At 66.6% G+C, this 23636-nt stretch carries 24 protein-coding genes and 1 pseudogene; 16 read left to right on the top strand and 9 right to left on the bottom strand.

The window, feature by feature from the left end:
- Positions 1–2: 2 nt before the first annotated feature.
- Complete coding sequence (locus N415_RS05100; protein WP_068177848.1) at positions 3–1211, bottom strand: cytochrome P450; 1209 nt, start codon at positions 1209–1211, stop codon at positions 3–5.
- Positions 1212–1471: 260 nt separating this feature from the next.
- Between N415_RS05100 and N415_RS05095 the strand changes: the two genes are divergently transcribed.
- Positions 1472–2302, top strand: a complete 831-nt coding sequence (locus tag N415_RS05095) for an SMP-30/gluconolactonase/LRE family protein (RefSeq protein ID WP_068177846.1) — start codon at positions 1472–1474, stop codon at positions 2300–2302.
- Positions 2303–2305: 3 nt separating this feature from the next.
- On the opposite strand, the gene N415_RS05090 is transcribed toward N415_RS05095, so the two are convergent.
- The 5 genes and pseudogenes from N415_RS05090 to N415_RS05075 form a co-directional block, all read right to left on the bottom strand.
- Positions 2306–3958 (bottom strand): acyl-CoA synthetase, encoded by a 1653-nt coding sequence (locus tag N415_RS05090; RefSeq protein WP_068177844.1) that lies wholly within the window; start codon positions 3956–3958, stop codon positions 2306–2308.
- An 8-nt stretch (positions 3959–3966) separates the two neighbouring features.
- Positions 3967–4581 (bottom strand): PaaI family thioesterase, encoded by a 615-nt coding sequence (locus N415_RS05085; RefSeq protein WP_068177842.1) that lies wholly within the window; start codon positions 4579–4581, stop codon positions 3967–3969.
- Positions 4578–5195 carry a cysteine hydrolase gene (locus tag N415_RS05080; RefSeq protein ID WP_068177840.1) on the bottom strand — a complete coding sequence of 206 codons (618 nt, stop codon included), beginning with the start codon at positions 5193–5195 and terminating at the stop codon, positions 4578–4580. The genes N415_RS05085 and N415_RS05080 overlap by 4 nt, the downstream gene beginning before the upstream one ends.
- 2 nt (positions 5196–5197) lie before the next feature.
- A pseudogene (locus N415_RS31300) lies at positions 5198–5263 on the bottom strand (16S rRNA (guanine(966)-N(2))-methyltransferase RsmD); the annotation flags it as partial.
- Between the two features lie 4 nt (positions 5264–5267).
- On the bottom strand, positions 5268–6260 hold the full coding sequence (locus N415_RS05075; protein ID WP_068177838.1) for a Rieske 2Fe-2S domain-containing protein: 993 nt from the start codon (positions 6258–6260) through the stop codon (positions 5268–5270).
- A gap of 83 nt (positions 6261–6343) precedes the next feature.
- Between N415_RS05075 and N415_RS05070 the strand changes: the two genes are divergently transcribed.
- The 5 genes from N415_RS05070 to N415_RS05050 are packed head-to-tail and all read left to right on the top strand — an operon-like array spanning position 6344 to position 10960.
- Positions 6344–6796, top strand: coding sequence for a nuclear transport factor 2 family protein (locus tag N415_RS05070; RefSeq protein WP_068177836.1), 453 nt, complete (start codon positions 6344–6346; stop codon positions 6794–6796).
- Complete coding sequence (locus N415_RS05065; RefSeq protein ID WP_068178127.1) at positions 6786–8405, top strand: NAD(P)/FAD-dependent oxidoreductase; 1620 nt, start codon at positions 6786–6788, stop codon at positions 8403–8405. Before N415_RS05070 ends, N415_RS05065 begins: the two co-directional genes overlap by 11 nt.
- Positions 8406–8424: 19 nt before the next feature.
- A complete protein-coding gene (locus tag N415_RS05060) occupies positions 8425–9543 on the top strand; it encodes a PHB depolymerase family esterase (RefSeq protein WP_068110053.1) in 1119 nt (372 codons plus the stop codon).
- Positions 9543–9923, top strand: a complete 381-nt coding sequence (locus tag N415_RS05055) for a nuclear transport factor 2 family protein (protein ID WP_068177833.1) — start codon at positions 9543–9545, stop codon at positions 9921–9923. The genes N415_RS05060 and N415_RS05055 overlap by 1 nt, the downstream gene beginning before the upstream one ends.
- Entirely contained in the window at positions 9920–10960 is a 1041-nt protein-coding gene (locus tag N415_RS05050) for a TIGR03857 family LLM class F420-dependent oxidoreductase (RefSeq protein WP_068177831.1), read from the top strand. The genes N415_RS05055 and N415_RS05050 overlap by 4 nt, the downstream gene beginning before the upstream one ends.
- Positions 10961–11029: 69 nt before the next feature.
- Here the strand turns inward: N415_RS05050 and N415_RS05045 are convergent, their stop codons facing one another.
- On the bottom strand, positions 11030–12526 hold the full coding sequence (locus tag N415_RS05045; protein WP_068177828.1) for a carboxyl transferase domain-containing protein: 1497 nt from the start codon (positions 12524–12526) through the stop codon (positions 11030–11032).
- 140 nt (positions 12527–12666) lie between these two features.
- Between N415_RS05045 and N415_RS05040 the strand changes: the two genes are divergently transcribed.
- The 7 genes from N415_RS05040 (at position 12667) to N415_RS05010 (ending at position 18417) form a co-directional block, all read left to right on the top strand.
- Positions 12667–13689, top strand: coding sequence for an LLM class F420-dependent oxidoreductase (locus tag N415_RS05040; protein WP_068177826.1), 1023 nt, complete (start codon positions 12667–12669; stop codon positions 13687–13689).
- 11 nt (positions 13690–13700) lie between these two features.
- The gene (locus N415_RS05035) at positions 13701–14927 is read left to right on the top strand and encodes a cytochrome P450 (RefSeq protein ID WP_068178124.1); all 1227 of its coding nucleotides are present in this window, start codon (positions 13701–13703) and stop codon (positions 14925–14927) included.
- Positions 14928–15211: 284 nt separating this feature from the next.
- Positions 15212–16039 carry an SDR family NAD(P)-dependent oxidoreductase gene (locus N415_RS05030; RefSeq protein ID WP_068177824.1) on the top strand — a complete coding sequence of 276 codons (828 nt, stop codon included), beginning with the start codon at positions 15212–15214 and terminating at the stop codon, positions 16037–16039.
- Between the two features lie 222 nt (positions 16040–16261).
- Positions 16262–16492 carry a dsRBD fold-containing protein gene (locus tag N415_RS05025; protein WP_068177822.1) on the top strand — a complete coding sequence of 77 codons (231 nt, stop codon included), beginning with the start codon at positions 16262–16264 and terminating at the stop codon, positions 16490–16492.
- 98 nt (positions 16493–16590) lie between these two features.
- Entirely contained in the window at positions 16591–17139 is a 549-nt protein-coding gene (locus N415_RS05020; protein ID WP_068177820.1) for a YceI family protein, read from the top strand.
- Positions 17140–17245: 106 nt separating this feature from the next.
- A complete protein-coding gene (locus N415_RS05015; protein WP_068130008.1) occupies positions 17246–17686 on the top strand; it encodes a VOC family protein in 441 nt (146 codons plus the stop codon).
- Positions 17683–18417, top strand: coding sequence for an SDR family oxidoreductase (locus N415_RS05010; protein ID WP_068177818.1), 735 nt, complete (start codon positions 17683–17685; stop codon positions 18415–18417). Before N415_RS05015 ends, N415_RS05010 begins: the two co-directional genes overlap by 4 nt.
- A 140-nt stretch (positions 18418–18557) precedes the next feature.
- Here N415_RS05010 and N415_RS05005 read toward each other — a convergent pair whose 3' ends face one another.
- Positions 18558–19715, bottom strand: coding sequence for a Zn-dependent alcohol dehydrogenase (locus N415_RS05005; RefSeq protein WP_068177817.1), 1158 nt, complete (start codon positions 19713–19715; stop codon positions 18558–18560).
- Entirely contained in the window at positions 19712–20938 is a 1227-nt protein-coding gene (locus N415_RS05000) for a cytochrome P450 (RefSeq protein WP_068177815.1), read from the bottom strand. The genes N415_RS05005 and N415_RS05000 overlap by 4 nt, the downstream gene beginning before the upstream one ends.
- Before the next feature lie 107 nt (positions 20939–21045).
- Here N415_RS05000 and N415_RS04995 point away from each other — a divergent pair, with 107 nt between their 5' ends.
- From N415_RS04995 to N415_RS04985, 3 genes are read left to right on the top strand one after another with little or no spacing between them, the layout of a single operon-like run.
- Entirely contained in the window at positions 21046–21444 is a 399-nt protein-coding gene (locus N415_RS04995; RefSeq protein ID WP_068129997.1) for a Rieske (2Fe-2S) protein, read from the top strand.
- Positions 21445–21449: 5 nt separating this feature from the next.
- Positions 21450–22487: an amidohydrolase family protein gene (locus N415_RS04990; RefSeq protein WP_068178122.1), complete on the top strand. Its 1038-nt coding sequence runs from the start codon at positions 21450–21452 to the stop codon at positions 22485–22487.
- Positions 22487–23635, top strand: coding sequence for an amidohydrolase family protein (locus N415_RS04985; protein WP_068177813.1), 1149 nt, complete (start codon positions 22487–22489; stop codon positions 23633–23635). Before N415_RS04990 ends, N415_RS04985 begins: the two co-directional genes overlap by 1 nt.
- Position 23636 lies beyond the last annotated feature (1 nt).

Raw genomic sequence — 23636 nt, 5'->3', positions numbered from 1 at the left:
CCCTACTTCGCGTCGAATGTCACCGGAAGGGCGGTCGGGGAACGGAAGGGCTGGCCGTGGATGTGCGGGTCGCCGTCCGTCAGCAGGGTGAAGTTGGTCAACCGATCCAGCAGGCAGCCGACCGCGACCCGGGTTTCCAGCCGCGCCAGGTGCAGACCCAGGCAGGTGTGCTCACCGGCGGCGAAGGAGATGTGCGGCACGTGCTTGCGGAAGATGTCGAATTCCTCCGCACGTTCCCAGCGCCGCTCGTCGCGATTCGCCGAACCCATGCACACGCCGATCACCGCGCGCTCCGGAATCTCGACGCCCTCGAGCACGGTGTCCTCCGTCGCGAACCGCTGCACCGTGGTGAGCGGCGTTTCGTAGCGCAGCCCTTCCTCGATCGCCTGCGGCAGCAGCTCTCGGTCGGCTTGCACCGCCGCGAACTGATCCGGATGAGTGAGCAGCAGATAGAGCAGGTTTCCCGACGACCGGTATGTGGTCTCCAGCCCGGCGGGCAGCAGCAGCCGCAGAAACGAGTAAATCGCCTCGTCACTTAGCTTTTCGCCGTCGATCTCGGCGGTCACCAGGTCGCCGATGATGTCCTCGGTGGGCTTCGACTTGCGCTGCTCGATCTGCTCGACGAAGTAATCCTTCAGCGCCGCCGACGCCTCGAATGCACGCTCATAGTTGACGTGGTAGCTGATCAACGCGACGGCGTGCTTGCGAAACGTCGGCAGGTCCTCGGCGGGCAAGCCCAGCAGTTGGGCGATGACGCGGGTAGGAAATTCGAAGGTGAATTGGCGGACCAGGTCGGCTTCGCCGGTTTCGATGAACTCGTCGATCAACGCGTTGCAGATCGGCCGCACGATGGTCGGCTCCCACCGGGCAAGGGCCTTGGATTTGAACGCCGCGGACACCAGGTTGCGGTGGTCGCGGTGCTTCTTTCCCCCCATCGCCAGGATGGTCGGCCCGATGAAGAGGCCAATCGTCTTGTCGTACGGCGCCGAGCTGAACGCCCGGCCGTCGCGAAACACCGCGTTCACCGCGTCGAACGACACCGCCGAATATTCACGCTTGGGCCGCAGGGGCTCGGGCGTCTTGGAGTAGTCCATGACGGTCCCGCGGAATACGCCGGCCTGCCGTCGTTTATGAGCGAAGAATGGGTAGGGGTCGCGCAGGCTGACGGTCTCCGGGCCGGTTTGGGAACCGGTCGAAACGTTGGTCGCCACCTAGATCTCCAGCATCTTCAGCAGGAACAGGCTGTCCTTTCGTAAGATCGTACTGTAATTATTACAGTAGACAATATGGGCGCGGTTTCTCGTTCCGTGGCAATGCGCGACCATTCCTTGGCGATGATGACGCGGTTGACGACATCGGCGGTCGTCGCCCGTCGGAATCCATGGCCGTACCGTCGACGTCTTCCGTAACATGGGTCCTTAGCAGTTGGCCTGGGCCGCCTAAGCTGTTCGCCGCCGAAGAAGGTGACCTGATGACGATCGAAATGATCGCTGACGGTCTGGGATTCACCGAAGGACCCACGAATCTGCCCGACGGCCGGGTCGCGGTGGCGTCGGTCAGCCACGGCTGCGTGTACATCGTGGATCCGGGCGGGGGCGCACCGGAAAGGATCGATACCGGCGGCGGGCCCAATGGTCTGTGCTGCGGATCCGACGGGTCGATCTATGTCGCCCAGAACGGCGGTAATTTCGGCTCCGATGCGGCGGCCGAGCCGGGGGTGCAGGTCATCCGCGACGGCCGGGTCGAATACCTCGCCGAAGGCATGGACGCGCCGAACGATCTCATGTTCGGTCCCGACGGAAAACTTTGGGTCACCGACACCCGCGCCGAAATGGAACTCTTCAATCCCGACGAGAGCAAGCGCGGGTGGGTGTGGGCCGTCGACCCCGTCACCGGCGAAAAGGACTTGATCCTCGACTCCGGGCCGGTTTGGATCAACGGCCTTGGTTTCAGCCCGGATTCGACGCGGCTGCTGGTAACCGCGACGTCCCCCGCGAAACTCGTGCGTTATCGGATCGGGGCGGCGGGCTCGCTCGATGGTCACGCCGGAGAGGTGGTGTGCACCTTCCGGCGGGCATGGCCGGCGGGCATGGCGGTGCGGGCCGACGGGGCGTCCTGGGTGGCGCTGACCGGCGCGGACCGCCTCGACCTTGTTGCCGAGACGGGCGAAATCCTGGACACGGTGGTGTTGCCCGACGGGACGCTGCCGACGAATGTGTGCCTGGGCTCGGACTCCGCGGACGAACTGCTCGTCACCGCCTCGTATCAACAGGCGCTGTTGAGAATTCGGCTGCCGGCCTAGCCTTCAGCCGTTCTCCGCCTGCTCGCGCGCCCACCGGTAGTCGGCCTTGCCCGACGGGCTGCGCTCGATCACCGGGCGGAACACGATCGCCTTGGGAAGCTTGTAGCGGGCGAGCGACTCGCCGGCGTGCTTGATCAGCTCGTCGGCGTCGGCGCTTACGCCTTCGGCCAAGGCGACGACCGCGACGACCTCCTGTCCCCACCGCCCGCTCGGCCGCCCGGCGACCACCACGTCGGCTACCGCCGGATGCGACGCGAGCGCGGTTTCCACCTCCTCGACGAAGATCTTCTCGCCGCCGGAATTGATGGTCACCGAATCACGGCCGAGCAGTTCGATCGCGCCGTCGGCGCGGTGCCGCGCGCGGTCGCCCGGAACCGCGTAACGCACCCCGCCGATCACCGGAAATGTCTTGGCGGTCTTGGCCGCATCGCCCTTGTAGCCGAGCGGAACGTAGCCGCGTTGCGCGAGCCAGCCGATGCCGTCGTGACCGGGCGGCAGGATCGCGGTGAGGTCTTCGGAGGCGACGAAGGTATCGGGTCCGGCGTTGAAGGTGCCGGTCGACACTGCCCCCGACATCGACATGTGGTGCATCTGCGCGCCGGTCTCCGACGACCCGACGCCGTCGATGACCAGGGCGTTGGGCAGCGCCTCGATCAGGCGTTGCTTCACGTACGGGGTGAGCAGGGCGCCGCCGTTGGCTACCACGGCCAACGACGACACGTCGGCGATCCCCTTCTCGATGGCGGCAACCAGGGGCCGCGCCATCGCGTCGCCGACCACCGTCACCGTCATCACCCGCTCGCGCTCGATGGTGCGGACGACGTCGTCGGCGTCGAAATGGTCTACGACGGAAGGGAAGACGACGGTCTGCCCGGTGGTGATCGCCGTCATCACGCTCCACTGGGCGGCACCGTGGATCAGCGGTGGCAAGATCATCAACTTGGTGCCGGCGCCCGCGGCGGCCGCGGTGACGATCTCGTCGACGGAGCCGAATGGCTCGCCCGTCACCAGGTTTCGTCCGCCGAAGGACGTCATGAAGATGTCGTGCTGGCGCCACAGCACACCCTTCGGCATGCCCGTCGTCCCGCCCGTGTACAGCACGTACAGGTCGTCGGGGGAGTGCTGCAGCGGCGGCGGTTCGGGCGAACTGGACGCGACGATGGTCTCGTAATCGACCGCGCCGTAGATCAACTCGTTGCCCGAGTCGTCGGCGATCTGAATCAGCACCCGCAGCTGCGGCAGGTCGGGCAGGATTTCGGCCACGCGCGGCGCGAACGCGGCATGGTAGATCAGGGCGGTCGCGCCGGCGTCCTTCAGCAGGTACTGCAGCTCGCTCTTGACGTAGCGGTAGTTGACGTTGAAGGGCGCGACCCTGGCCTGAAATGCGCCCAGCAGCGCCTCGACGAATTCGTTGCCGTTGTAGGCGTACAGGCCGAGCAGGTCCTGACCCGCCTCGTGGCCGGCGAGCGCGGAGCGCTCCGTGTGGCACCCCAGGCCCCGCGAGCGCAGGTATGCGGCGAGCCGGTTCGCCCGGTCGAGCAGTTGCGCGTAGCTGAAACGCCGTTCGCCCCGGATCACCAGGTCGCGGTCGGGGATGGCAGCGGCCACGGCCGTCGCGACAGCGGGAACGGTGAATTGTGTTGCGGTGTCTGACATCTTGCCTCTCACGGCTGGTGGGGTAGCAGGCGAACCATCAGGCCGTTGGCTTCGCTGAGCAGTGTGCCGTCGGCAGCCGTCATGCTAGCGGCTACGAAGAATTTCCTGCCGTCGACGTTCGAGATACTGCCGTGGGCGGTCAGCGGCTCGTCGATCGGTGTGATGCTGCGGTAGTCGACGTGCAGGTAGGCCGTTCGGGTAGGGGGGACGCCGGCGGTCGAGACGATCATGCCGAACAGCCAGTCGTAGAGCAGGGGGATCATGCCGCCGTGCACGGCGTTGTTCCCGCCCACGTGGGAGCGGGTGAAGTGTCCTTGCATGATGACGCCGTCCGGCCCGGACTCGGTGACCAGCCACGGCGGCAGCAGCGGATGTCCCAGCCCGGGCAGCTCGATGACCCGCCCGCCCGGCGACACGCCCTCGGGAACCTGGTACCCGTCCAGCAGCGCGCAGGCGCTCTCGACGTGTTCGGCCGCGCTGCTCCACAGCGAACTGTCCGTGGAGACGGTCAGGTCCTGCAGGCGGCGCATCGCCGCGACGAACCGTCCCAGCCCCGGCGGCGCGTGTTCGGCCGGCTCGATCTGGGGGAATCCGCCTCGAACGCCTGGCGCGGTGTCGGTCACGGCTTGTCCCACGCTTGCAGCAGGTCGTCCGTTGTGGTGATGGTCGCGAGCAGCGACAGCGTGTTGGCGATGATGGCCTCACCGTACTCGGTGGGAACGCCGGCCACCGCATCCTTCGGCACGACGACGCGGTAGGCGGCGTTGACCGCGTCCATCACGACGTTGGGGATCGCGATGTTCAACGAGACGCCCACCACGACGATGGTGGACACGCCGAGGTTGCGCAGCACCGCGTCGAGGTCGGTGCCGCCCATCGGCCCGACGCCGTGCCAGCGGCTCAGGACCAAATCCGTTGGCTCGGGCCCCAATTCGGGTAGCAGGGCGGCTCCGGGGGTGCCGGGAGTGATGCCGACGTTCCCACCCGCGATGCCGAAGATCCTGGCGTTGTGGTTGGAGCCGAGCCCATCGGGGCGTCGCTGCACCAGGCAGTGCACCACGTGCACCCCGGTCGCGCGCGCGGCCGGCAGCAGCCGCGCAATGTTCGGCAGCGCGACTCGGCGCGCCTCCTCGGCCAGCACCGCCAGCCCGGCGTTCGGACCGATGACCGCTCCCTGGCACTCCTGCGTGACGATCGCGGTGTGCCCGGGCGCCACGAGGTCGTCGAGCTTAGCCACGCGCGCCGCCCCTCCTCATCGCTTCGTCCCCCGCAAGCGGGCGGTACCCCCTCTGCATCGTCGCTGGCGCAGTCATGCCGGCACTTCATAGAACTGCGTGGCCCACTTGCGCAGCGCCATATAGCCTTTCGCGTCCACCTTGGAAAGCGGCGGGTGCTCCACGTACCTCTGGTAGCGCCAGATTTGCAGGTCGTCGAAGACGGTGGACAGGAATTGCCGTTCGATCACCTTGCGCAGCTTGCCCTCCGGCACGTCGGATTCGTCGCCAGGGATGCGCGGCCACCAGATCGAGTAGAAGAGGTCCGAGCATTCGTCGTCGACAGGCGTGCAGGCGAAGATCAGCCGATGATTCTGCGCGCCCTCGAAGACGCTGATGGCGCCGCCGAGGCCGAACAGGTGGCTGTGGAAACGCAACGCGAGATCGTCGGGGTTGTCGCTGCTGGCGTCCGGCCAACCGGCGACGAATTGCCACTCGTGTTCGACGATCTTCCAGTCCAGCACCCGGGGCGTCACCGTGGCGTGGTGCACGTATTCGAAGTGCGCGCTGTCGGGTGCGTTCTCGGCCACGATCTGCGGGTGCACCGGTTCGCGCTCGGCCCGCCGGGAGAACTCCGGATAGGCGCGGTAATAGGCCGCCGCATCGGTCTCGAACTGGGGGAACTTTTCAAAGATGTCCGGCATCTCCCACTGCGGCTCCTTGCCGTCCGGCTGATGCCAGATGAACACGCAGTCGTATTGCTCGTGGACCGGAAACACCCGCAGGCGTAGCGCGCGGTTGGGCCGGTCGGGCTGATAGGGGATGTAGCGGTTGGTGCCGTCGGGACCCCAGCGCCAACCGTGGAATGGGCACTCGACGCAGTCACCGACCACCTTGCCGCCATGGCCGATGTGGGCGCCGAGGTGTTTGCAGTGGGCTTCCAGCACGTGCAATACGCCCTGCTCGTCGCGATAGGCCACCAGATCCTCGCCGAAGTAGTGCAGCGGACGCACCTCGCCGACCGGGAACTCGGGTGACCACCCGACCATGAACCACCCGGTCACCTTCCAGGTGAACGGCACTTTCACGTCGGCGCCTCCCGCGATCGTTGATACTAAGGTCGTTACAGTATAGATTTCAGCAGTTCGGCCGGTAAGCCACAAGGAGACAGATGACGCAGGCGGCTGACGAGCTGGAGGCGATCCGGCAGCTCAAGGCCCGCTACTGCCGGTTCCTGGACACCAAGGATGTCGAGTCGTGGCGCGCCGTGTTCACCCCCGATCTGGTGGTCACCCTCGATATGGCGGTATCCGCCGGCGGTGCCGATCCCAGGACGGCGCCACCGCTGGAAGGGGTCGACAACTTCGTACCCATGGTGATGGGCGGCCTGGAGAACGTCGCCACTATGCACCACTGCCACACGCCGGAGATCACCCTGACCTCGGCCACCACCGCGACGGGGATCTGGGCGGTGGAGGACCTGCTGGTCTTCGTGGACGGCCGCGAGCTGCACGGCGCCGGTCACTATCACGAGACCTACGAGAAGCGGGAGGGCAGCTGGCGGATCAAGACCCTGCATCTGACGCGGACCATCCTGCGGATGCGGGGTGGCGATGGCGGATAGCGAGTCCTTCGACGCCCTGGTCATCGGTGCCGGATTCTCCGGCCTGTACATGCTGCACCGGCTGCGGCAAATCGGCATCCGGACCCGGGTGCTGGAGAGGGCCGAAAACGTCGGCGGCACCTGGCTGTTCAACCGATACCCGGGCGCGCGATGCGACATTGAAAGCATTGAGTACTCATACAGCTTCTCCGACGAGATTCAGCAGGAATGGGTATGGACGGAGTCGATGCCGGCCCAGCCGGAGATCGAGGCCTACCTGAACTTCGTCGCCGACCGGTTGGACCTTCGGCGCGACATCCGGTTCGGCGCCGACGTCGTCGCGATGACTTTCGACGAGGAAGCGGCCGCATGGGTGGTGCGGACTGCGGTGGGCGAGCGCTTTGTCGCGCCGTTCGTCATCGCCGCCACCGGCATCCTGTCGGCACCGCTCGAGCCCGACATCCCGGGGATGGCCACCTTTGCCGGAACGTCGCTGTTCAGCGGCCGCTGGCCGAAGGAGGGCTTCGACCTCACCGGGAAGCGCGTCGGCGTCATCGGAACCGGTTCGACCGGTGTTCAGCTCATACCCATCGTGGCCGAGGAAGCCTTGCAGCTCTTCGTTTTTCAGCGCTCGCCGGCGTACACCCTGCCGTGGCGGGTGCGGCGATTCGAGCCCGGCGAACTCGACGAGATGAAGGGCCGCTACGACGAGATCCGGGCGGCCCAGCGGGCCCACCCCGTCGGGGCGGCGCGGCTGAGCGCGTTCTCGGTGCTGCTCGGGATGCTGGGCAGGCCGCAACTGAAGTCGGCGACGCGCGAGGAGCAACTGCGCGCCGTCGAGGAGAACGGCATACTGGGCGCGCTGAACTGGGGCGACATCTTCTTCGACATCGAGGCCAACCGGATGGCCGCCAAGCTCTACGGCGAGGCGGTGGCGCGGATCGTCAAGGACCCGAAGACCGCGGCCGCGTTGGTGCCCGAGCATCCCTTCGCCTGCAAGCGACCGATCATCGACCAGGGCTACTACGAGACGTTCAATCGCGACAACGTCACGCTCGTCGACCTCCGCACGGCGCCGATCCGCGAGGTGACACCGGCCGGCATCCGCACCGAACACGATTCGTACGAACTCGACGTGATCGTCTACGCCACCGGGTTCGACGCCATGACCGGCGCGCTGAGCCGCATCGACATCCGCGGCCGGGACGGCATGTCGCTCGCCGAATTCTGGGCCGGCCAGGGGCCGTTGTCCTACCTCGGTTTGGCGGTCGCCGGCTTCCCCAACCTGTTCACGGTCCAGGGGCCCGGGAGCCCCAGCGCCGCAACCAACTTCGTGGCCGCGCTGGAGCAGCACGTGGAATGGATCGGCGACTGCATCGCGCACCTGCGCGCCAGCGGCATCCGCACCATCGAGGCCCTGCCCGTCGCACAACAGGAGTGGATGGACCACACCACCGCGCTGGTGGCTCCGACGGTTTTGGTCCACCCGTCGTGCAATTCCTGGTACAACGGTGGCAACGTGCCCGGCAAGAAACGGATGTACATGGGCTATACCGGCGGAATTCCCGAATACCGGCGCCGCTGCGACGAGATCGCGGCGGGCGGATACATCGGGTTCAAGCTGACCTAGCCGGGACGAGGTGATCGGTATGTCATGGGCGACGCGGGGACTGGGCCTCTCCAAGGAAGTGGCCCGCGAGCTGAGCATGCTGCTGCCCCGCACCGTGACCGGCCTGCACGAATCGACCGGTTGGGTGCCGGCGTCCCCGCGCGGCCTACGCCAGTTCGGCGAGGTGATGCTGGACGAGCTTGTGCTGAGCGGCTTTTCGCTGCTGGGTGGCGACCCGGCGGAGATGCGGCCGGTCGATGCATGCAGCGCGGCGGCCGAGGAGTTGTCGACCCTCGGCATCGACGGCGCGCATGCCGAGCCGAAACCGTTGCGCGCGACGGCGATACGGCGGCGGCGGATCGCCCGACTGGAATACGAGCGGATGACGTTCGAACACGATCCCGCGCTGCCGCCGACACTCGAGGCCGAAGGCTTCGGCGGCCCGGCCCGCGCGGTGGTGCACCTGTGCCGGCATCGCGACGGCCCGAGGCCGTGGCTGGTGTGGGTGCATGGCGCCGGTCAGGGCGGCACGGAAGACTTGCTGCTGTCCCGGATCGGCCGGATACACCACACGCTGGGGTTCAACGTCGCCATGCCGGTGCAGCCCGGCCACGGCAGCCGGCGCCGCGAATGGCCGGCCTATCCGGACGTGGATCCCCTGGGCAACGTCGCGGGCATGATGCGGTCGGTCTCGGAGGTCCGCGCCGTGGTGCGCTGGGTGCAGCCGCAGGCCACCGCCGTTGTGGTGGCGGGGATTTCGATGGGCACCCCGGTGGCCGCGCTGGTCTCCCACCTGGAGCGGCAGATCGACGCGGTGGCGCTGTACACCCCGATCCTCGGGCTCAACGCGATGATCGCGCGGCACCTGGGACGCTGGGGGCAGTCGCGTGCGGGGTTCCGCGAAGTGTTGGGCTCGCCGGAGGTCGCGAAGCTGACCTCGGTGATCGACCCGTTGCGGGCCGACCCGGCGCCACCACCGCACCGTCGGCTGATCGTCGGGGCGTGGCATGACCGGATGGCGATGCGCGAGCCGGCAGTCGCGTTGCAGGAACGCTGGGGCGGCCAGTTGTTCTGGTACGACGGCAGCCACGTCGGTCACATATTTTCCCGGCGCGTGCAGGCGGTCACCGAGCGCTTTCTCAGTGGTGTGGCCGGCTGATGGCGGGGATGCGGACGGCCCGCGAAGTCGTCGAGCTATACAACCTGGTGGTCTGGAACGAACGTGATTACGACCTGGCCGAGGAGTTGTTCGCCGACACCGTCATCCGGCACGAGGTCGGTGAGGCACACACCCTGACCCGCGAGCAGGCGGTCAACCGGATCAAGGATCTCTGGGAGATTTTCGACAAGTTGCGCTTCGAGCTGAACATCGTGGTCGCCGGCGACGACGGCGAGCACGTGGCGCTCGTCTACGACTCGTCGATGACCACCAAGGACGGCACCGAAACCAACGTCGCCAGCATCGAGGTGTTCCGCGTCGTCGCCGGCAGGATCACCGAGGTGTGGAATTGCGGATATAAGCAAGGGGTTTGGAATTGAGCGAGCGCACGCTTGACGAATTGGGCTACTACCTGCTCGCCGGGGCCGGCGGCGAGGGGCCCGCGACGCTCATGGACGAGGCCCGCCGCGGCGAGGAACTGGGCTTCGGCACCGCGTTCATCTCCGAGCGGTGGAACGTCAAGGAGGCCTCGTCGCTCGTCGGTGCGGCGTGCGCGGTGACCAGCCGGATGCAAATCGCCACCGCCGCAACCAATCACAACACCCGCCATCCACTGATCACCGGATCGTGGGCGACCACCATGCATCGGCTCTCCGGCGGCCGATTCACCCTGGGTGTCGGGCGCGGCATCGCCGCGATCTACGGGGCGTTCGGCATCCCGGCCGTGACGACCGCGCAGATGGAGGACTGGGCCCAGGTCATGCGCCGGCTGTGGCACGGGGAGCTGATCTTCAACCACGACGGACCGATGGGGAAATACCCGATCCTGTTCTTAGACCCGGACTTCGACGAGGACATTCGCCTGGCGCTGGTGGCGTTCGGACCGAACACGCTGGCGCTCGGCGGCCGCGTATTCGACGACGTCATCCTGCACACCTACTTCACCCCGGAGACGTTGCAGCGCTGCGTGGCGACCGTCAAGTCCGCCGCGGAAAAGGCCGGCCGCGACCCGGACAGCGTGCGGGTGTGGTCGTGCTTCGCCACGGTCGGCGACCACCTTCCCGAACAGCTGCGGCTGAAGAAGACCGTGGCGCGCCTGGCCACGTATCTGCAGGGGTACGGCGATCTGCTCGTGCAGACCAACCAGTGGGATCCCGCTGTGCTGCAGCGCTTTCGGGAGGACTCGGTGGTGACGTCGATCGCCGGCGGGATCGACCACAAGGCCACGCCCGAGCAGATCGAGCACATCGCGACGCTGATCCCCGACGAGTGGCTGGAACCCTCGGCCACCGGGTCCGCCCAGCAGTGCGTGGAGCGCATCCGCAAGGAATTCGACTATGGGGCCGACGCGGTGATCATGCACGGGGCGACGCCCGACGAGCTCGAACCCGTGGTGGCGGCCTACCGCGCCGGCTGACCGCGAGGGTGCAACTGGCGACGCATTTCCCGAGAGGCGCCGTCGGTAGTTGCACTTTCGCGAACGGTCCTAGGGCAGGATGACGGTCCGGCTGACCGGCTCGGCCACGGCCTGACGACTGGACAGTCCGCGAAGCAGCGAACCCAGTAGGGCGTCACGTGTTTCGCGGGGATCGATGAGCTCGTCGAATCCCAGATGTTCGGCCGACCGATAGGACGCCTGCAACTCGGCGTCCCGCAGCTTAGCGGTGGTGTCCTCACCGGCATGCGTCGCCCGACCCAGCGCCGCCGCGCTCATGGCGCCCATGGTCGCGCCCGGGTAGGCGAAGGTCGCGCTCTGGTGATCGAAACCCAACAGCGACATGACCATTGAGCCGAATCCGTATGCCTTGCGCAGCGTGACGTGCAGCTTGATCGTGGTCGCTGCGGTCTGTGCGGCGAACATCCGCGCACCGGCGCGCAGCACGCCGCTGCGCTCGGATCGGCTGCCGGGCAACATGCCGGGGTTGTCGGCGAGGAACACGATGGGCAGGTGGAACGAGTCGGCCACCAGGATGAAATGCGCCGCCTTATCCGCGGCGGCGGCGTCGATGGAGCCCGCGAGCACGTTGGGCTGATTCGCGACGACCGCAACCGGGTGCCCACCGAGGTGGGCCAACGCGCAGATGATCGCCTTGCCGTACTGCGGCTGGACTTCGAACCAGTCGGGCCGGTCGAAGACCACGTCCAGCACCCCGCGCATGTCGTAGACGCGGCGGTTGTCGCGGGAGACGATGTCCAGCAGTTCGGGTGTCGCACGAGGCTGGCTGGCTTCGTCCGGCGGCAGCGGCGCCGGGTATGACCACGCGCTCGGCGGGAAATACGACAGGTACCGCCGGATGTCCGCGATGACGGCCTCGTCGTCCTCGGCCACGTTGTGGATCACCCCGCTCGGCAAGGCGGTGACGGGCCCGCCGAGGTCCTCCTTCGAAATCTCTTCTCCGGTCGACTCTTTGACGACCGGCGGCCCCGCCGTGAAGATCGCGCCCTGCGTGCTCATGATCCGGAAGTCGCAGACCGGGGCGACCAGAGCGCCATGCCCGGCCGACGGGCCCAGCACGGCGGCGACGGTCGGTACCCGGCCCGAGCACTGCGCCTGGGAGAGCAGATCGGTCGGGGTGCGGCCGTAATGTCCGCCGCCGGGACGAAAGCCCGCGCCTTCGAGCAACATCACCAGGGGAATCTTGTCGCGCAGCGCCAGTTCGGCGATGCGGTAGCGCTTGGCGTTGCCGCCGGGGCCGATGCTGCCGGCCATGGTGGTGAAGTCCTCCGAGCCCAACATCACCGGCGAACCGTTGATCGAGCCGGAGCCGACGACCAGCCCGTCGGCCGCGATCTCGCCACCGACCAGCGTGCCGATCTCGCGGAAGGTCCCCGGGTCCACGAGCCGGTCGATGCGTGCCCGGGCGTCGAGCTTGCCGTTGCCGCGGTGCTTGTCCAGGCGTTCGGGTCCGCCCATGCCCCACGCGCGCCGTCGGCGACGATCGAGGTCCTCGAGCGTCTCCTGCCAATCGGGGGGTTTTGTCATGCCTATGTCCTACCTCACGGGAGATCCGTCACGCGCCTGGTCCGCCGGTGGCGACCCGCTGCGCCCGGCCACGCCGCGCTTGCGATCGCCACAACACCAGCAGGGTCACATACTGGATTGCTTACTGTAAAGTTACCCGCATGTCTGACGGCCCTCGCCTCAAGATCGACGGGGGCATCCCCAATCAGCTGGCGCGGGCCGCCGAGGCCGCCCGAGTCCTGGAAGAGCAGGGGTACGACGGGGGATGGACCCCGGAAACCAGTCACGACCCTTTTCTGCCACTGCTGCTGGCCGCCGAGCACACGTCGCGGCTCGATGTCGGCACCAACATCGCCGTGGCGTTCGCCCGGAATCCGATGATCGTCGCGAACATCGGCTGGGATCTGCAGGCGTACTCGCGGGGCCGGTTCATCCTCGGCCTGGGCACCCAGATCCAGCCCCACATCGAAAAGCGGTTCAGCATGCCGTGGAGCCATCCGGCGCGCCGGATGCGGGAATTTGTCGCCGCGCTGCACGCGATCTGGACGGCGTGGCGCGACGGCACCAAGCTACGTTTCGAGGGCGACTTCTACACGCACAAGATCATGACCCCGATGTTCACACCCGAGCCCCAGCCCTATCCGCCGCCGAAGGTTTTCGTGGCCGCGGTCGGTGAAGCGATGACCGAAATGTGCGGCGAGGTCGCCGACGGCCACCTGGGTCACCCGATGGTGTCGAAGCGGTACATCACCGATGTCACCACCCCGGCGCTGCTGCGCGGGTTGCAGCGAGCTGGCCGCGACCGCAAGGACATCGAGCTGTCGGCCGAAGTGCTGGTGGCCACCGGCGAAAATGACGCCGAGCTGCAGACGGCCACGGCCGCGGTGCGCAAGCAGATCGCCTTCTATGGATCGACTCCCGCCTATCGAAAGGTGCTGGAGCTGCACGGCTGGGGGGACCTGCACGAGGAGCTGAACCGGCTGTCCAAGCAGGGGGAGTGGGACGCCATGGCTTCATTGATCGACGACGAAATGCTGGCGACCTTCGCCGTCGTCGGCCCGGCCGGGGAAGTCGGTACCGCCCTGAAAGACCGCTGTGCGAACGTCGTCGATCGGGTCCTGCCGATCTTTATGACCGCTTCGCAGGCCTGTATCACCGCCGCAATGAAGGAGTTTCGCCAGTGAGCACGCCGACGATGGACGACGCCGGCCGGGTACTGGCCGATCCGCTGGCGTACACCGACGAAACGCGCCTGCATGCGGCGCTGACCCACCTGCGCGCTACCGCGCCGGTGTCGTGGGTCGAGGTGCCGAACTATAAGCCGTTCTGGGCGATCACCAAACACGCCGACATCATGGACATCGAGCGCGAGAACACGTTGTTCACCAACTGGCCGCGCCCGGTCCTGACGACGCGGGAGGGCGACGAGCAGGCGCTCGCCGTGGGCGTGCGAACCCTGATCCACCTCGACGATCCGCAGCACCGGGTGGTGCGCGCGATCGGCTCGGACTGGTTTCGCCCAAAGGCAATGCGGGCGTTGAAGGTCCGGGTCGACGAGTTGGCCAAGATCTATGTCGACAAGATGATGGCGGCAAGCCCCGAGTGCGACTTCGTCCAGCACGTCGCGGTCAACTACCCGCTCTACGTCATCATGTCGCTGCTGGGGCTGCCGGAGGCCGACTTTCCCCGCATGCTCAAACTGACCCAGGAGCTGTTCGGAAGCGAGGACTCCGAATTCAAACGCGGCACCACGAACGAGGATCAGCTGCCGGCGTTGTTCGACATGTTCGAATACTTCAACGGCGTGACGGCGGCCCGGCGCGAGCACCCGACCGAGGACCTGGCGTCGGCGATCGCCAACGCGCGCGTGGACGGCGAACCGCTGTCGGACATCGACACCGTCTCGTACTACCTCATCGTCGCCACTGCGGGACACGACACCACCAGCGCGACCATCTCGGGCGGCATGCAGGCGCTCATCGAGAACCCCGACCAGCGCGAGCGCCTGCGCGGCAACCTCGACTTGATGCCGCTGGCCACCGAGGAGATGATCCGCTGGGTCACCCCGGTCAAGGAGTTCATGCGCACCGCCGCGCGGGACACGACCGTGCGCGGAATCCCCATCACCGCAGGCGATTCCCTGCTGCTGTCCTACGTCTCGGCCAACCGCGACGAGGACGTCTTCGACGACCCGTTTCAGTTCGACGTCGGGCGCGACCCGAACAAACACGTAGCCTTCGGCTACGGCGTGCACTTCTGCATGGGCGCGGCGCTGGCCCGCATGGAGGTCAACAGCTTCTTCTCCGAGCTGCTGCCCCGACTGAAATCCATCGAGCTGACCGGCGATCCGGAACTAATGGCCACCACCTTCGTCGGCGGCCTCAAGCACCTGCCGGTGCGTTACTCGCTGACTCCCGGCTAGATGGCGGCCGCGATCTGCTTGAGCATCGCGGGCCCATGGTTGTCATCACCGGTGGCCCGTCCTTGTCCCAATAGCCGTTGACCAGTATTGCGATGCCCAACGGTTCCTGGTGGGGACCCGGCGGAGTGAAGCCGATCCAGCTCGAGCAGCCGCCCAGAGATGTCAGGCCATCCGGCTGCCTTTCCCCCACCGAAGGCTGAGCGAACCGCTTACTGATCCACAGTGGCCAATCACTCGTCCATGGTCAATGGCGCTCACTACACTCCCCCGGGGAGGACTTGGCAATGACGCGCAGGACGATCGTCATCACCGGCGCCAGTGACGGCGTAGGCGCCGCGGCGGCGCGCCGGTTACATCGCAGCGGCGAGAACGTTGTCGTGGTGGGACGCTCGCCGAGCAAGACCGCCGCGGTGGCGGGGGAGTTGGGCGCGGACCATTTCGTGGCCGATTTCGCCGACCTGTCCCAGGTGCGGGACCTGGCGGACAAAATCCGCTCCACCTACCCGCGTGTCGACGTGCTGGCCAACAATGCCGGCGGCATGTTCACCGAGGTCCATACGACCGGAGACGGTCACGAAATGACCTTTCAGGTCAACTACCTGGCGCCGTTTCTGCTGACCACGCGGTTGATGGACGTGCTCGTCGATTCCCGCGCCACCGTCGTCAACACGACCAGCTCGTCACACAAGTTGCTTCCCAGCGTGCGCGTCACCGATCTGGAGAACACCGCCCGACGCCGGCCTAGCACCGCCTACGCCCTGACCAAGCTGGCAATCGTGTTGTTCACCAAGGAATTACACCGGCGATACCACGCGGCGGGAGTGTCGTCCGCGACGTTTCACCCGGGCTATGTCAACACCAACTTCGGCGACGCATCCGGCTCGCGGCCCATCCTCTTCATGAAGTACCGCGTGCCGATCATCACCCGGTTTATCGCCAGCGCGGACGAGGGGGCCGACCAGTTGGTCTGGCTGGCGTCGAGCACCCCCGGAGTGGATTGGAGGTCCGGCGAGTACTACGCGAAGGGCAAGCTCGCGAAGGCCCACCGCGCGGCCTACGACGCCGACCTCGCGCGCGAGCTGTGGGATCGCACGGCGGCGAAGATCGCCTAGGTGGGGTCGCCGAGCGCCGCGCCAGCGTGACTGTCGCTGTCGAGCGCCACGCTGGCGTGACGCTCGAGCCCGCACGGCACCGTGAAGTGCCATTGGCAGTTGCCGGTGGGACCAAAGTCATCAGTACGCGGCACGCCGCTCGATGAGCGGGAAAGTGACTCTGTCCCGCAGCATGATCGGTGCATGTACCACGCCAGTCGCCCGAATTCTGCTACGCAACCGATGATCACGCTAGCGCTCGACGAGCACCACGGAAGGACATGCGCGAAGGTCGAACTGCGATGGGGTAGCGCGCATCTGGCCGGGGTAGGGGTCGCTTACCGTCACCCCGCCGATCGTCTGGTGCGCGAGGCCCGCGAGGAGCTGGCGACCGCGCGGGCGTTGTCGGACCTGGCGGACCAGGTTGCCGCGCTATCCCCGGCCACTGCGACCGGTGGGCCCGGACCGCGGTAACGCCACCGACCAGCGAGGAATAAAATCGGACTACGGTCCGCTTAGTCCTGCGAAGGCGTCGGGCAGGCCGCCGCCCCGAACAGGAAAGACGGACAAACATGACTGCAACCGCAACGACGCAGGTCACTTCCGGCACGTGGGCGATCGACCCGGTGCACTCCTCGATCAACTTCTGGGTACGCCATTTGATGGTCAGCAAGGTACGAGGCAGCTTTGGCAACTTCAGCGGAGCGATCGCCGTCGCCGAGGACGGCACACCGTCCGTGCACGCGGAGATCGCGGTGGATTCCGTCAACACCGGCAACGCCCAACGCGACGCCCACCTCAAGTCGACCGACTTCTTCGACGTCGAGAAGTACCCGGTCGCGACATTTACGTCCACCTCGGTGGAGGCGAACGGCGATAGCTACGTGCTCCGAGGCGACCTGACCATCAAGGGCATTACCAAGCCGGTCGCCTTGGACCTCGAATTCTTCGGTGTCAATCCGGGCATGGGCCACGGCGAAGTCGCTGGCTTCGAGGCGTCGGTGGTGTTGAACCGCAAGGATTTCGGCATCGACATCGATCTGCCGTTGGAAACCGGGGGCGCCGTTGTCGGTGACAAGGTGACTGTCACTCTCGAGATCGAGGCGATCAGGCAGTCCTGACGCCGCCCTGGTGACGACGCCGGGCCGGAATTCGTGTCGAATGATCGGCCCGGCGTCCAGAAGACGTGTCTCGCATTCGAACTGAGGTGACGCCTAATCTGGGCGTATGCCGGGTATTCACCACGCCGCGATCTGCACCTCCGACGTCGAACGCTCGACGAAATTCTGGCGCGACGGCCTGGGATTCGCCGAACTGTTCGACCACACCTTCACCGGGGACTGGCCAGAACTCTTCGGCGCCAAGACCGATCGGCTGCGCTCGATATTCCTCGGCGACCCGCAGGCCCCCGACACCGGGATCGTCGAATTGGTCGTCTTCGACGGCGCCGACGACGGTTCAGCACCAGCGGGGCGACCGCGGCACGGATTCTTCCTGCTCTCGCTGCAGCGCGAGGTCGACGAGACGCTTACCACGTTGGCGGCATTGGGTTTCGCCGACGGCGTCCGCCGCATCGGCGTGCCGGCCCCGGGCGGCAAGACCGTCCCGATGGCGGTGATCACCGCACCCGACGGGGTCCTGGTCGAGCTGATCGGATCCCCGCAGTGACGGCCCTGGTGACCGGCGGCGCGTCGGGCATCGGGCGTGAGGTCGCCGCACGGCTGCGCGAGGCGGGTCACGGCGTGGTGGTGTGGGACCTGTCCGGCGGCGACATCGCCTGCGACGTCAGCGATCCCGACGCGGTATCGGCGGCGATGGAGCAAACCGTGCGCGACCACGGTGTGCCCACCCGGATGGTGACGTGTGCCGGAATCGGGGCGTCGGGCATGCTGCTCGAACAGTCACTCGCGGAATGGGAACGGGTGTTGGCCGTCAACCTCACCGGAACCTGGCTGACCATCCGCGCCGGGGCGCGGGCGATGATCGACGCCGGCGTGGGCGGCTCCATCGTCGCGGTGTCGAGCATCAGCGGCACGCTCGCCGACCGTGACATGGGCGCCTATTGCGTTTCCAAGGCCGGGGTGAACATGCTGGTGAAGGTCGCCGCCGCGGAATGGGGCGGGCACGGCATCCGGGTGAACGCCGTGGGCCCGGGTGTCACCCGCACACCGATGCTGGCGAAACCGGAGCAACTGCCGGGCTGGGTGGAAGGGCTGTCCGAGCGGACGGCGTTCGGCCGCCTCGGTGAGGCCACCGACGTGGCCGGGGCGATCGTCGGTGTCCTGGAATTGCCTTGGGTGACAGGTCAAGTCGTGCACGCCGACGGCGGCTTGGCACTGCACAGCCCGATCGACGCGTACGGTCAAACGCAGCGGGTGATGGGCGGCAAAGGCAAATAGTTGCGCCGAGGATGTATTCGGGGTTTTGAGTGTGCGGTGGCGGCTTTCAATGTGTGCCCAGGGCGGGGTTTCGGTGATTTGTCCGCCCACAGCTCACACACAACGCCCACGATTCACAATCAATGTGTGGGCGGCACTGCCTAGCTGATCCCGTAATCGATGATGCCCCGGACGATCTTGCCGTTGAGCAGGTCGTCGTAGGCGTCGTTGATGTCGTCGAGCCGGTAGCGCCGGGTGATCATCTCGTCGAGCTGTAGCTGGCCAGTCTCGTAGAGCCTGGCCAGCCTTGCGACGTCCGCCTTGGGGTTGCACGAGCCGAATATGGTGCCCGCCAGCGTCTTGTTCATCAGGATGAAGTCTTGCAGGTCGATCTTGACCGACCGGGTCAACTGCGAGGTCATCCCCGTGAGCACGCAGGTCCCGCCCTTGCGGGTGAGTTGCACCGCGTCGCGCACATCCTCCGGGGTGATCAAGGACGGCGAGACCACCACCGCGTCGGCCATTACCCCGTAGGTCAGGCCGCGCACCAGGTCCAAAGCCTCGGCCACGCTTGCGGCGCTGTGCGTCGCACCGAACTGCAACGCCGACTTCTGTTTGAACTCAACGGGATCCACGGCGACGATCTGCGCGGCACCGTTGATCCGGGCGCCCTGGATCGCTCCGGTGCCGATACCGCCGACGCCGATCACGACGACGGTATCGCCGGCGCGCATGTTGGACCGGTTCGCGACGGAACCGTAGCCGGTCGGGATGGCGCACGACAGCAGGGCGCTCGGCGCCAGCGGCAGGTGCGGCTCGATCTTGACGAGCGAATTCGTTGACACCACAGTGTGTTGCGCGAACGCGCCGACTTTTGCGATGTGGCCGAGGTTTCGGCCATCGGAGGTGTGGTGGCGGAAGGTGCCGTCGGTGGGCATCCCCGGGACCATGGTGCCGATGCCGACGTCGCAGAGGTACTCGACCCCGGTCGCGCACCAGCGACACTGCCCGCACACCGCGACGAACGACATCACCACGTGGTCGCCGGGCTCGAAATCGGTTACGCCCTGGCCGATTTCACGCACGATGCCCGAGCCCTCATGCCCGCCGATCATCGGGAACATCGTCGGCAGGCCCATGGATCGCATCACCTCGTTGGGCGCCGACATGTCGCCCTTGAGTATGTGGTCGTCGGAGTGGCACAACCCGGCGGCGGCCAGCTCAACCAGGACTTCGCCGGCACGCGGCGGGTCCAACTCGAATTCCTCGACAGACCACGGCCCGCCGACGTCGTGCAGGATCGCCGCCCGGCTTTTCATGCGGCCGGGGCGAAGGTGACCGGGAGCTTGTTGGGGGACCGGAAGGTGAGCCCGACGATCTTGGACTCCTGGCCGCTTCCGTCGTCTGGCACCAGCGCCAAATCCTTGACCCGGTCGAACAAGCTGTTCAGCATGACCCGGGTTTCGAGGCGGGCCAGGTGCATGCCGAGGCACATGTGGATGCCGGCGGCGAACGCGATGTGGGCGTGGCGCGGCCGGTGGATGTCGAAGTTGTTCGGGTCGGGCCAACGGGTTTCGTCGCGGTTGGCCGAGCCCATACACATGTCGACCTGCGCGTCGGCCGGGATTGTCTTGCCGCCGATTTCGATTTCCTGGGTGGTGGTCCGCATGACCATCGTCAGCGGTGTCTCCACCCGCAGGCCCTCCTCGATGGCGGCCGGGATCAGCGACCGGTCCTGCTGCACCATCGCCAGCTGCTCGGGGTGCGTCAGCAGTAGGTACAACAAGTTGCCCGAGGAGCGATACGTGGTCTCCAGGCCGGCCGGCAGCAGCAGCCGCAGGAACGCGATGATCGCCTCGTCGGTGAGCTTCTCGCCGTCGATCTCGGCCGCCACCAGGTCGCCGATGATGTCGTCGGTGAGCTTGTGGCGCCGCTGCTCCACCTGCTCGAGGAAGTAGCCCTGCAGCTCGGCCGCCGCGTTCAGCCCGGCCATGATGTCGGTCGGAATCGAGATCAGGTCGAGCGACAGCCGCCGGAACAGGTCGAGATCCTCAGGAGGGAGCCCGAGCAGCACGGAGATGATCCGGGTGGGAAATTCGAACGTCAGCGCCTTGACCAGGTCGGCGTGGCCGTCATTCTTGATTTCGTCGATCAGCCGGTCGCATACCGGCCCGATCACCGACGGCTCCCACCGCTCCAGCGCGGTGGCCCGGAAGGCCTTGGCCACCAGGCTGCGGTGGTCGTGGTGTTCCTTGCCGCCCATCGCGAGGATGGTATGACCCATCACCAGTCCGATGGTCTTGTCGTAGCTCGCCGACGTGAAGACCCGGTCGTCACGAAACGCCTGAAACAGCCCGTCGTAGCCGAACAACACCCATTCGTCGTTCGGCCGCAGTTCCTCGGGCATCTGCGAGTGGTCGGCCAGGGAACCATGCCAGACCGGATCGGTGCGCCTCATGTACTCGAAGAACGGGTAGGGGCTGGTTTCCCCGGTGAGATCGAGGGTGACGGGCTGGCCGTCCGCATCCGTGCCGAGCGTCATTCGCGCTCCTCCTGAGCCACCGATAAGGGCGGATATCTGTGCCGAGGGAATATGGCTATCATAGTATAAATAGCAACGAAGCCCAACGGCTTGTGGTCTTTACCGTAATGCGCACAGTATTGACCCGAGAAGGCGGTGATTCCCAGGTGCCCAACCGGCGATTCGTGTGCTCGCTCGACGAGCTGCCGCCCGGCGGGATGAAACTGGTCGACGTCGGCAAGTTCGGCGTGGGCGTCTACAACGTGCACGGTGAGCTTTACGCGATCGTCAACTACTGCTCACACGAGGGCGCCCCCTTGTGCCTTGGCCTGATCGGCGGCACCAACGAATCGGCTCCCGAATCGCTCGACGGGATGCGCCGCGTTCGTGACGGGCAGATCGTTCGATGCCCTTGGCACAATTGGGAATTCGACGTCACTACCGGTCAAAACCTGGCCGACCCGCGGCGGCGCGTCCGCACCTACCAGGTCGACGTCACCGACGGTGAGGTGTACCTGACGGCATGAACCCCATGATCATCGACACCAACGTGCAGCCGCACTTCCGCTACAACGCCGAGATACGCCGCTATCTCCCGGCCGCGCATCAGCTGCGCTCGATCCCGGATGTCGAGCAGCAGTGGTATCAGGCGCCGGGTGGCGACTACCGGGCGGACCTCTACGGCGAGCACTACCCGGGCTCGGATCCCGAAACGATGGGCCGGCACCTGTTCGACGACATGGGCGTCGATTACGCCATCCTCAACCCGCTGACCCGCGGCAACATCGCCGATTACCTGCTCAACAGTCGCATCTGCGCCGCGGTCAACGACTGGCTGCTGGATCGCTGGCTGGAGCCCGACACCACCGACCGTTTTCGGGGCACCATCCGGGTCAACCCCGAGGACGTCAGGGGCGCGGTGGCCGAGATCGAGCGCCTGGCCGGTCACCCCAAGCTGGTGCAGGTGGGTGTTCCGATGCAGTCGCGCGAGCCGTACGGCAAACCGATGTTCGAGCCGATCTGGGAGGCCGCCGCCGCGCACGGGCTGCCGGTTGCGGTGCACATCAACGGCGGCAACGGCGTCGACCACCCGCCCACCTTCGCCGGGCACGCGCACACCTATCCGGGGTACGCGGCGTTCATGCCGTTGAACTACTTCGTGCACCTGGCCACGCTCATCATCGAGGGCGTGTTCGGCCGGCACCCGGGCCTGAAGTTCGTGTTCGCCGACGGCGGCTACGACATCCTCACCCCGCTGATGTGGCGGCTGGACACGTTCTGGCTGTCGATGCGCGACCAGACACCCTGGGTGGACCGGTATCCCAGCGAATACCTGCCCGGCCACGTCCGGTTCTGCTCGTCGGCGTTCGACGGGCCGACCGAGACCGGCGCGATGGGGCGCTGGATGGACTTCACCGGCAAGTCCGACCTGCTGATGTACGGATCGAGCTACCCGCACTGGTCCACGTCGCCGCCGGAGGCGAGTGCGGCGGGGCTCGACGCCGAGCAACGCGACAAGGTGTTGTGGCGGAATGCCATTGAGCTGTACGGGCTTAAGGAGCGTGTCTGATGACAACGATCGAACGACTCGACTCGCCGACCGGTCAAGAGGACGAAATCGCGGTCACCATCGTCGACACCGACGTGCACCCGCTGCCGGTCTCGGCCGACGTGCTCAAGTCCTACGCGCCCGCCGAATGGGTGGACAAGATCTGGCCGACGGGCAACGCCGTCAGCCCCGTCCCGCATTTCTACGACACACCCGATTCGTACAAGACGATGTCGTTGCGCCTCGACGCCGCCCCGCCCGGCGGCGGAGTCGCCGGCAGCGATCCGGATTTCGCGGCCAAGCAGTTGCTTCTCGACGCCGGTGTCAGCATCGCGACGCTCGAGCCGATGTGCGACGCGCAACTGCCGCAGGCCGAACACGTGCTCAAATCGACCTACAACGACTGGCTCGCCGACGTCTGGCTGGACAAGTACAACTGGCACGGCCGCTGGCGCGGATCGATCAGCGTCAGCGCGCAGACGCCGGAGCAGGCCGGTCGCGAGGTGGAACGGTGGGCGGGACATCCGTACATGGCCCAGGTGCTGATGACACCGCAGACGCGTGGGATCCCTTTCGGCAACCCGCATTTCGACCCGCTGTACGAGGCGGCCGCACGCAACGGCTTCCCGATCGCCACGCATTTGATGGGCCAGACGCCTTTCGAACTGATACCGCTGTACCCGGTCGGCAACCCCGCGCACTGGCACGACTTCTTCGCCTCGTGGCCGTTGCTGTACGTCTCGCACCTGATGAGCCTGGTGTTCGACGGCGCCTTCGATCGTCACCCGGACCTGCGGGTGGTCTTCGTGGAGGGCGGGTTCACCTGGGCGATGCCGGTGATGTCGCGGATGGACCGGATCTGGGAAGCGCGCCGCGGCGACCTGCCCCACGTGCGTCGCCGCCCGTCGGAATATGTGCGCGAACACGTCCGGTTCACCACCCAGCCGCTGGAAGACGTCGACACCGTGCAGTTCCGCGAGTACCTGGAGTTGATGGACCTCGGCGACAACCTGATGTTCTCGACGGACTACCCGCACTGGAGCTACGACTCGCCGACCTACGCGATCAACCGGTTCCCGGCCGCCCAACGGGAGCGGATCATGCGCGGCAACGCGACGGCTCTGTACGGGCTACCGGCGACCGTGAAGGCGCTCCCCGGAGAACGGTGAC

It is taken from the genome of Mycobacterium sp. UM_CSW, assembly GCF_000455205.1.
Taxonomy (GTDB): domain Bacteria; phylum Actinomycetota; class Actinomycetes; order Mycobacteriales; family Mycobacteriaceae; genus Mycobacterium.
This window is presented reverse-complemented; position numbering and strand designations above follow the sequence as displayed.

Coding starts and splice junctions, on each gene's coding strand:
- N415_RS05030 (WP_068177824.1), top strand. CDS start 15,212: ATGACGCGCAGGACGATCGTCATCACCGGCGCCAGTGACGGCGTAGGC.
- N415_RS05045 (WP_068177828.1), bottom strand. CDS start 12,526: ATGACAAAACCCCCCGATTGGCAGGAGACGCTCGAGGACCTCGATCGT.
- N415_RS04990 (WP_068178122.1), top strand. CDS start 21,450: ATGATCATCGACACCAACGTGCAGCCGCACTTCCGCTACAACGCCGAG.
- N415_RS05020 (WP_068177820.1), top strand. CDS start 16,591: ATGACTGCAACCGCAACGACGCAGGTCACTTCCGGCACGTGGGCGATC.
- N415_RS05005 (WP_068177817.1), bottom strand. CDS start 19,715: ATGAAAAGCCGGGCGGCGATCCTGCACGACGTCGGCGGGCCGTGGTCT.
- N415_RS05065 (WP_068178127.1), top strand. CDS start 6,786: ATGGCGGATAGCGAGTCCTTCGACGCCCTGGTCATCGGTGCCGGATTC.
- N415_RS05000 (WP_068177815.1), bottom strand. CDS start 20,938: ATGACGCTCGGCACGGATGCGGACGGCCAGCCCGTCACCCTCGATCTC.
- N415_RS05035 (WP_068178124.1), top strand. CDS start 13,701: ATGGACGACGCCGGCCGGGTACTGGCCGATCCGCTGGCGTACACCGAC.
- N415_RS05025 (WP_068177822.1), top strand. CDS start 16,262: ATGATCACGCTAGCGCTCGACGAGCACCACGGAAGGACATGCGCGAAG.
- N415_RS04995 (WP_068129997.1), top strand. CDS start 21,046: ATGCGCACAGTATTGACCCGAGAAGGCGGTGATTCCCAGGTGCCCAAC.
- N415_RS05060 (WP_068110053.1), top strand. CDS start 8,425: ATGTCATGGGCGACGCGGGGACTGGGCCTCTCCAAGGAAGTGGCCCGC.
- N415_RS05055 (WP_068177833.1), top strand. CDS start 9,543: ATGGCGGGGATGCGGACGGCCCGCGAAGTCGTCGAGCTATACAACCTG.
- N415_RS05015 (WP_068130008.1), top strand. CDS start 17,246: ATGCCGGGTATTCACCACGCCGCGATCTGCACCTCCGACGTCGAACGC.
- N415_RS05090 (WP_068177844.1), bottom strand. CDS start 3,958: ATGTCAGACACCGCAACACAATTCACCGTTCCCGCTGTCGCGACGGCC.
- N415_RS04985 (WP_068177813.1), top strand. CDS start 22,487: ATGACAACGATCGAACGACTCGACTCGCCGACCGGTCAAGAGGACGAA.
- N415_RS05095 (WP_068177846.1), top strand. CDS start 1,472: ATGACGATCGAAATGATCGCTGACGGTCTGGGATTCACCGAAGGACCC.
- N415_RS05040 (WP_068177826.1), top strand. CDS start 12,667: ATGTCTGACGGCCCTCGCCTCAAGATCGACGGGGGCATCCCCAATCAG.
- N415_RS05070 (WP_068177836.1), top strand. CDS start 6,344: ATGACGCAGGCGGCTGACGAGCTGGAGGCGATCCGGCAGCTCAAGGCC.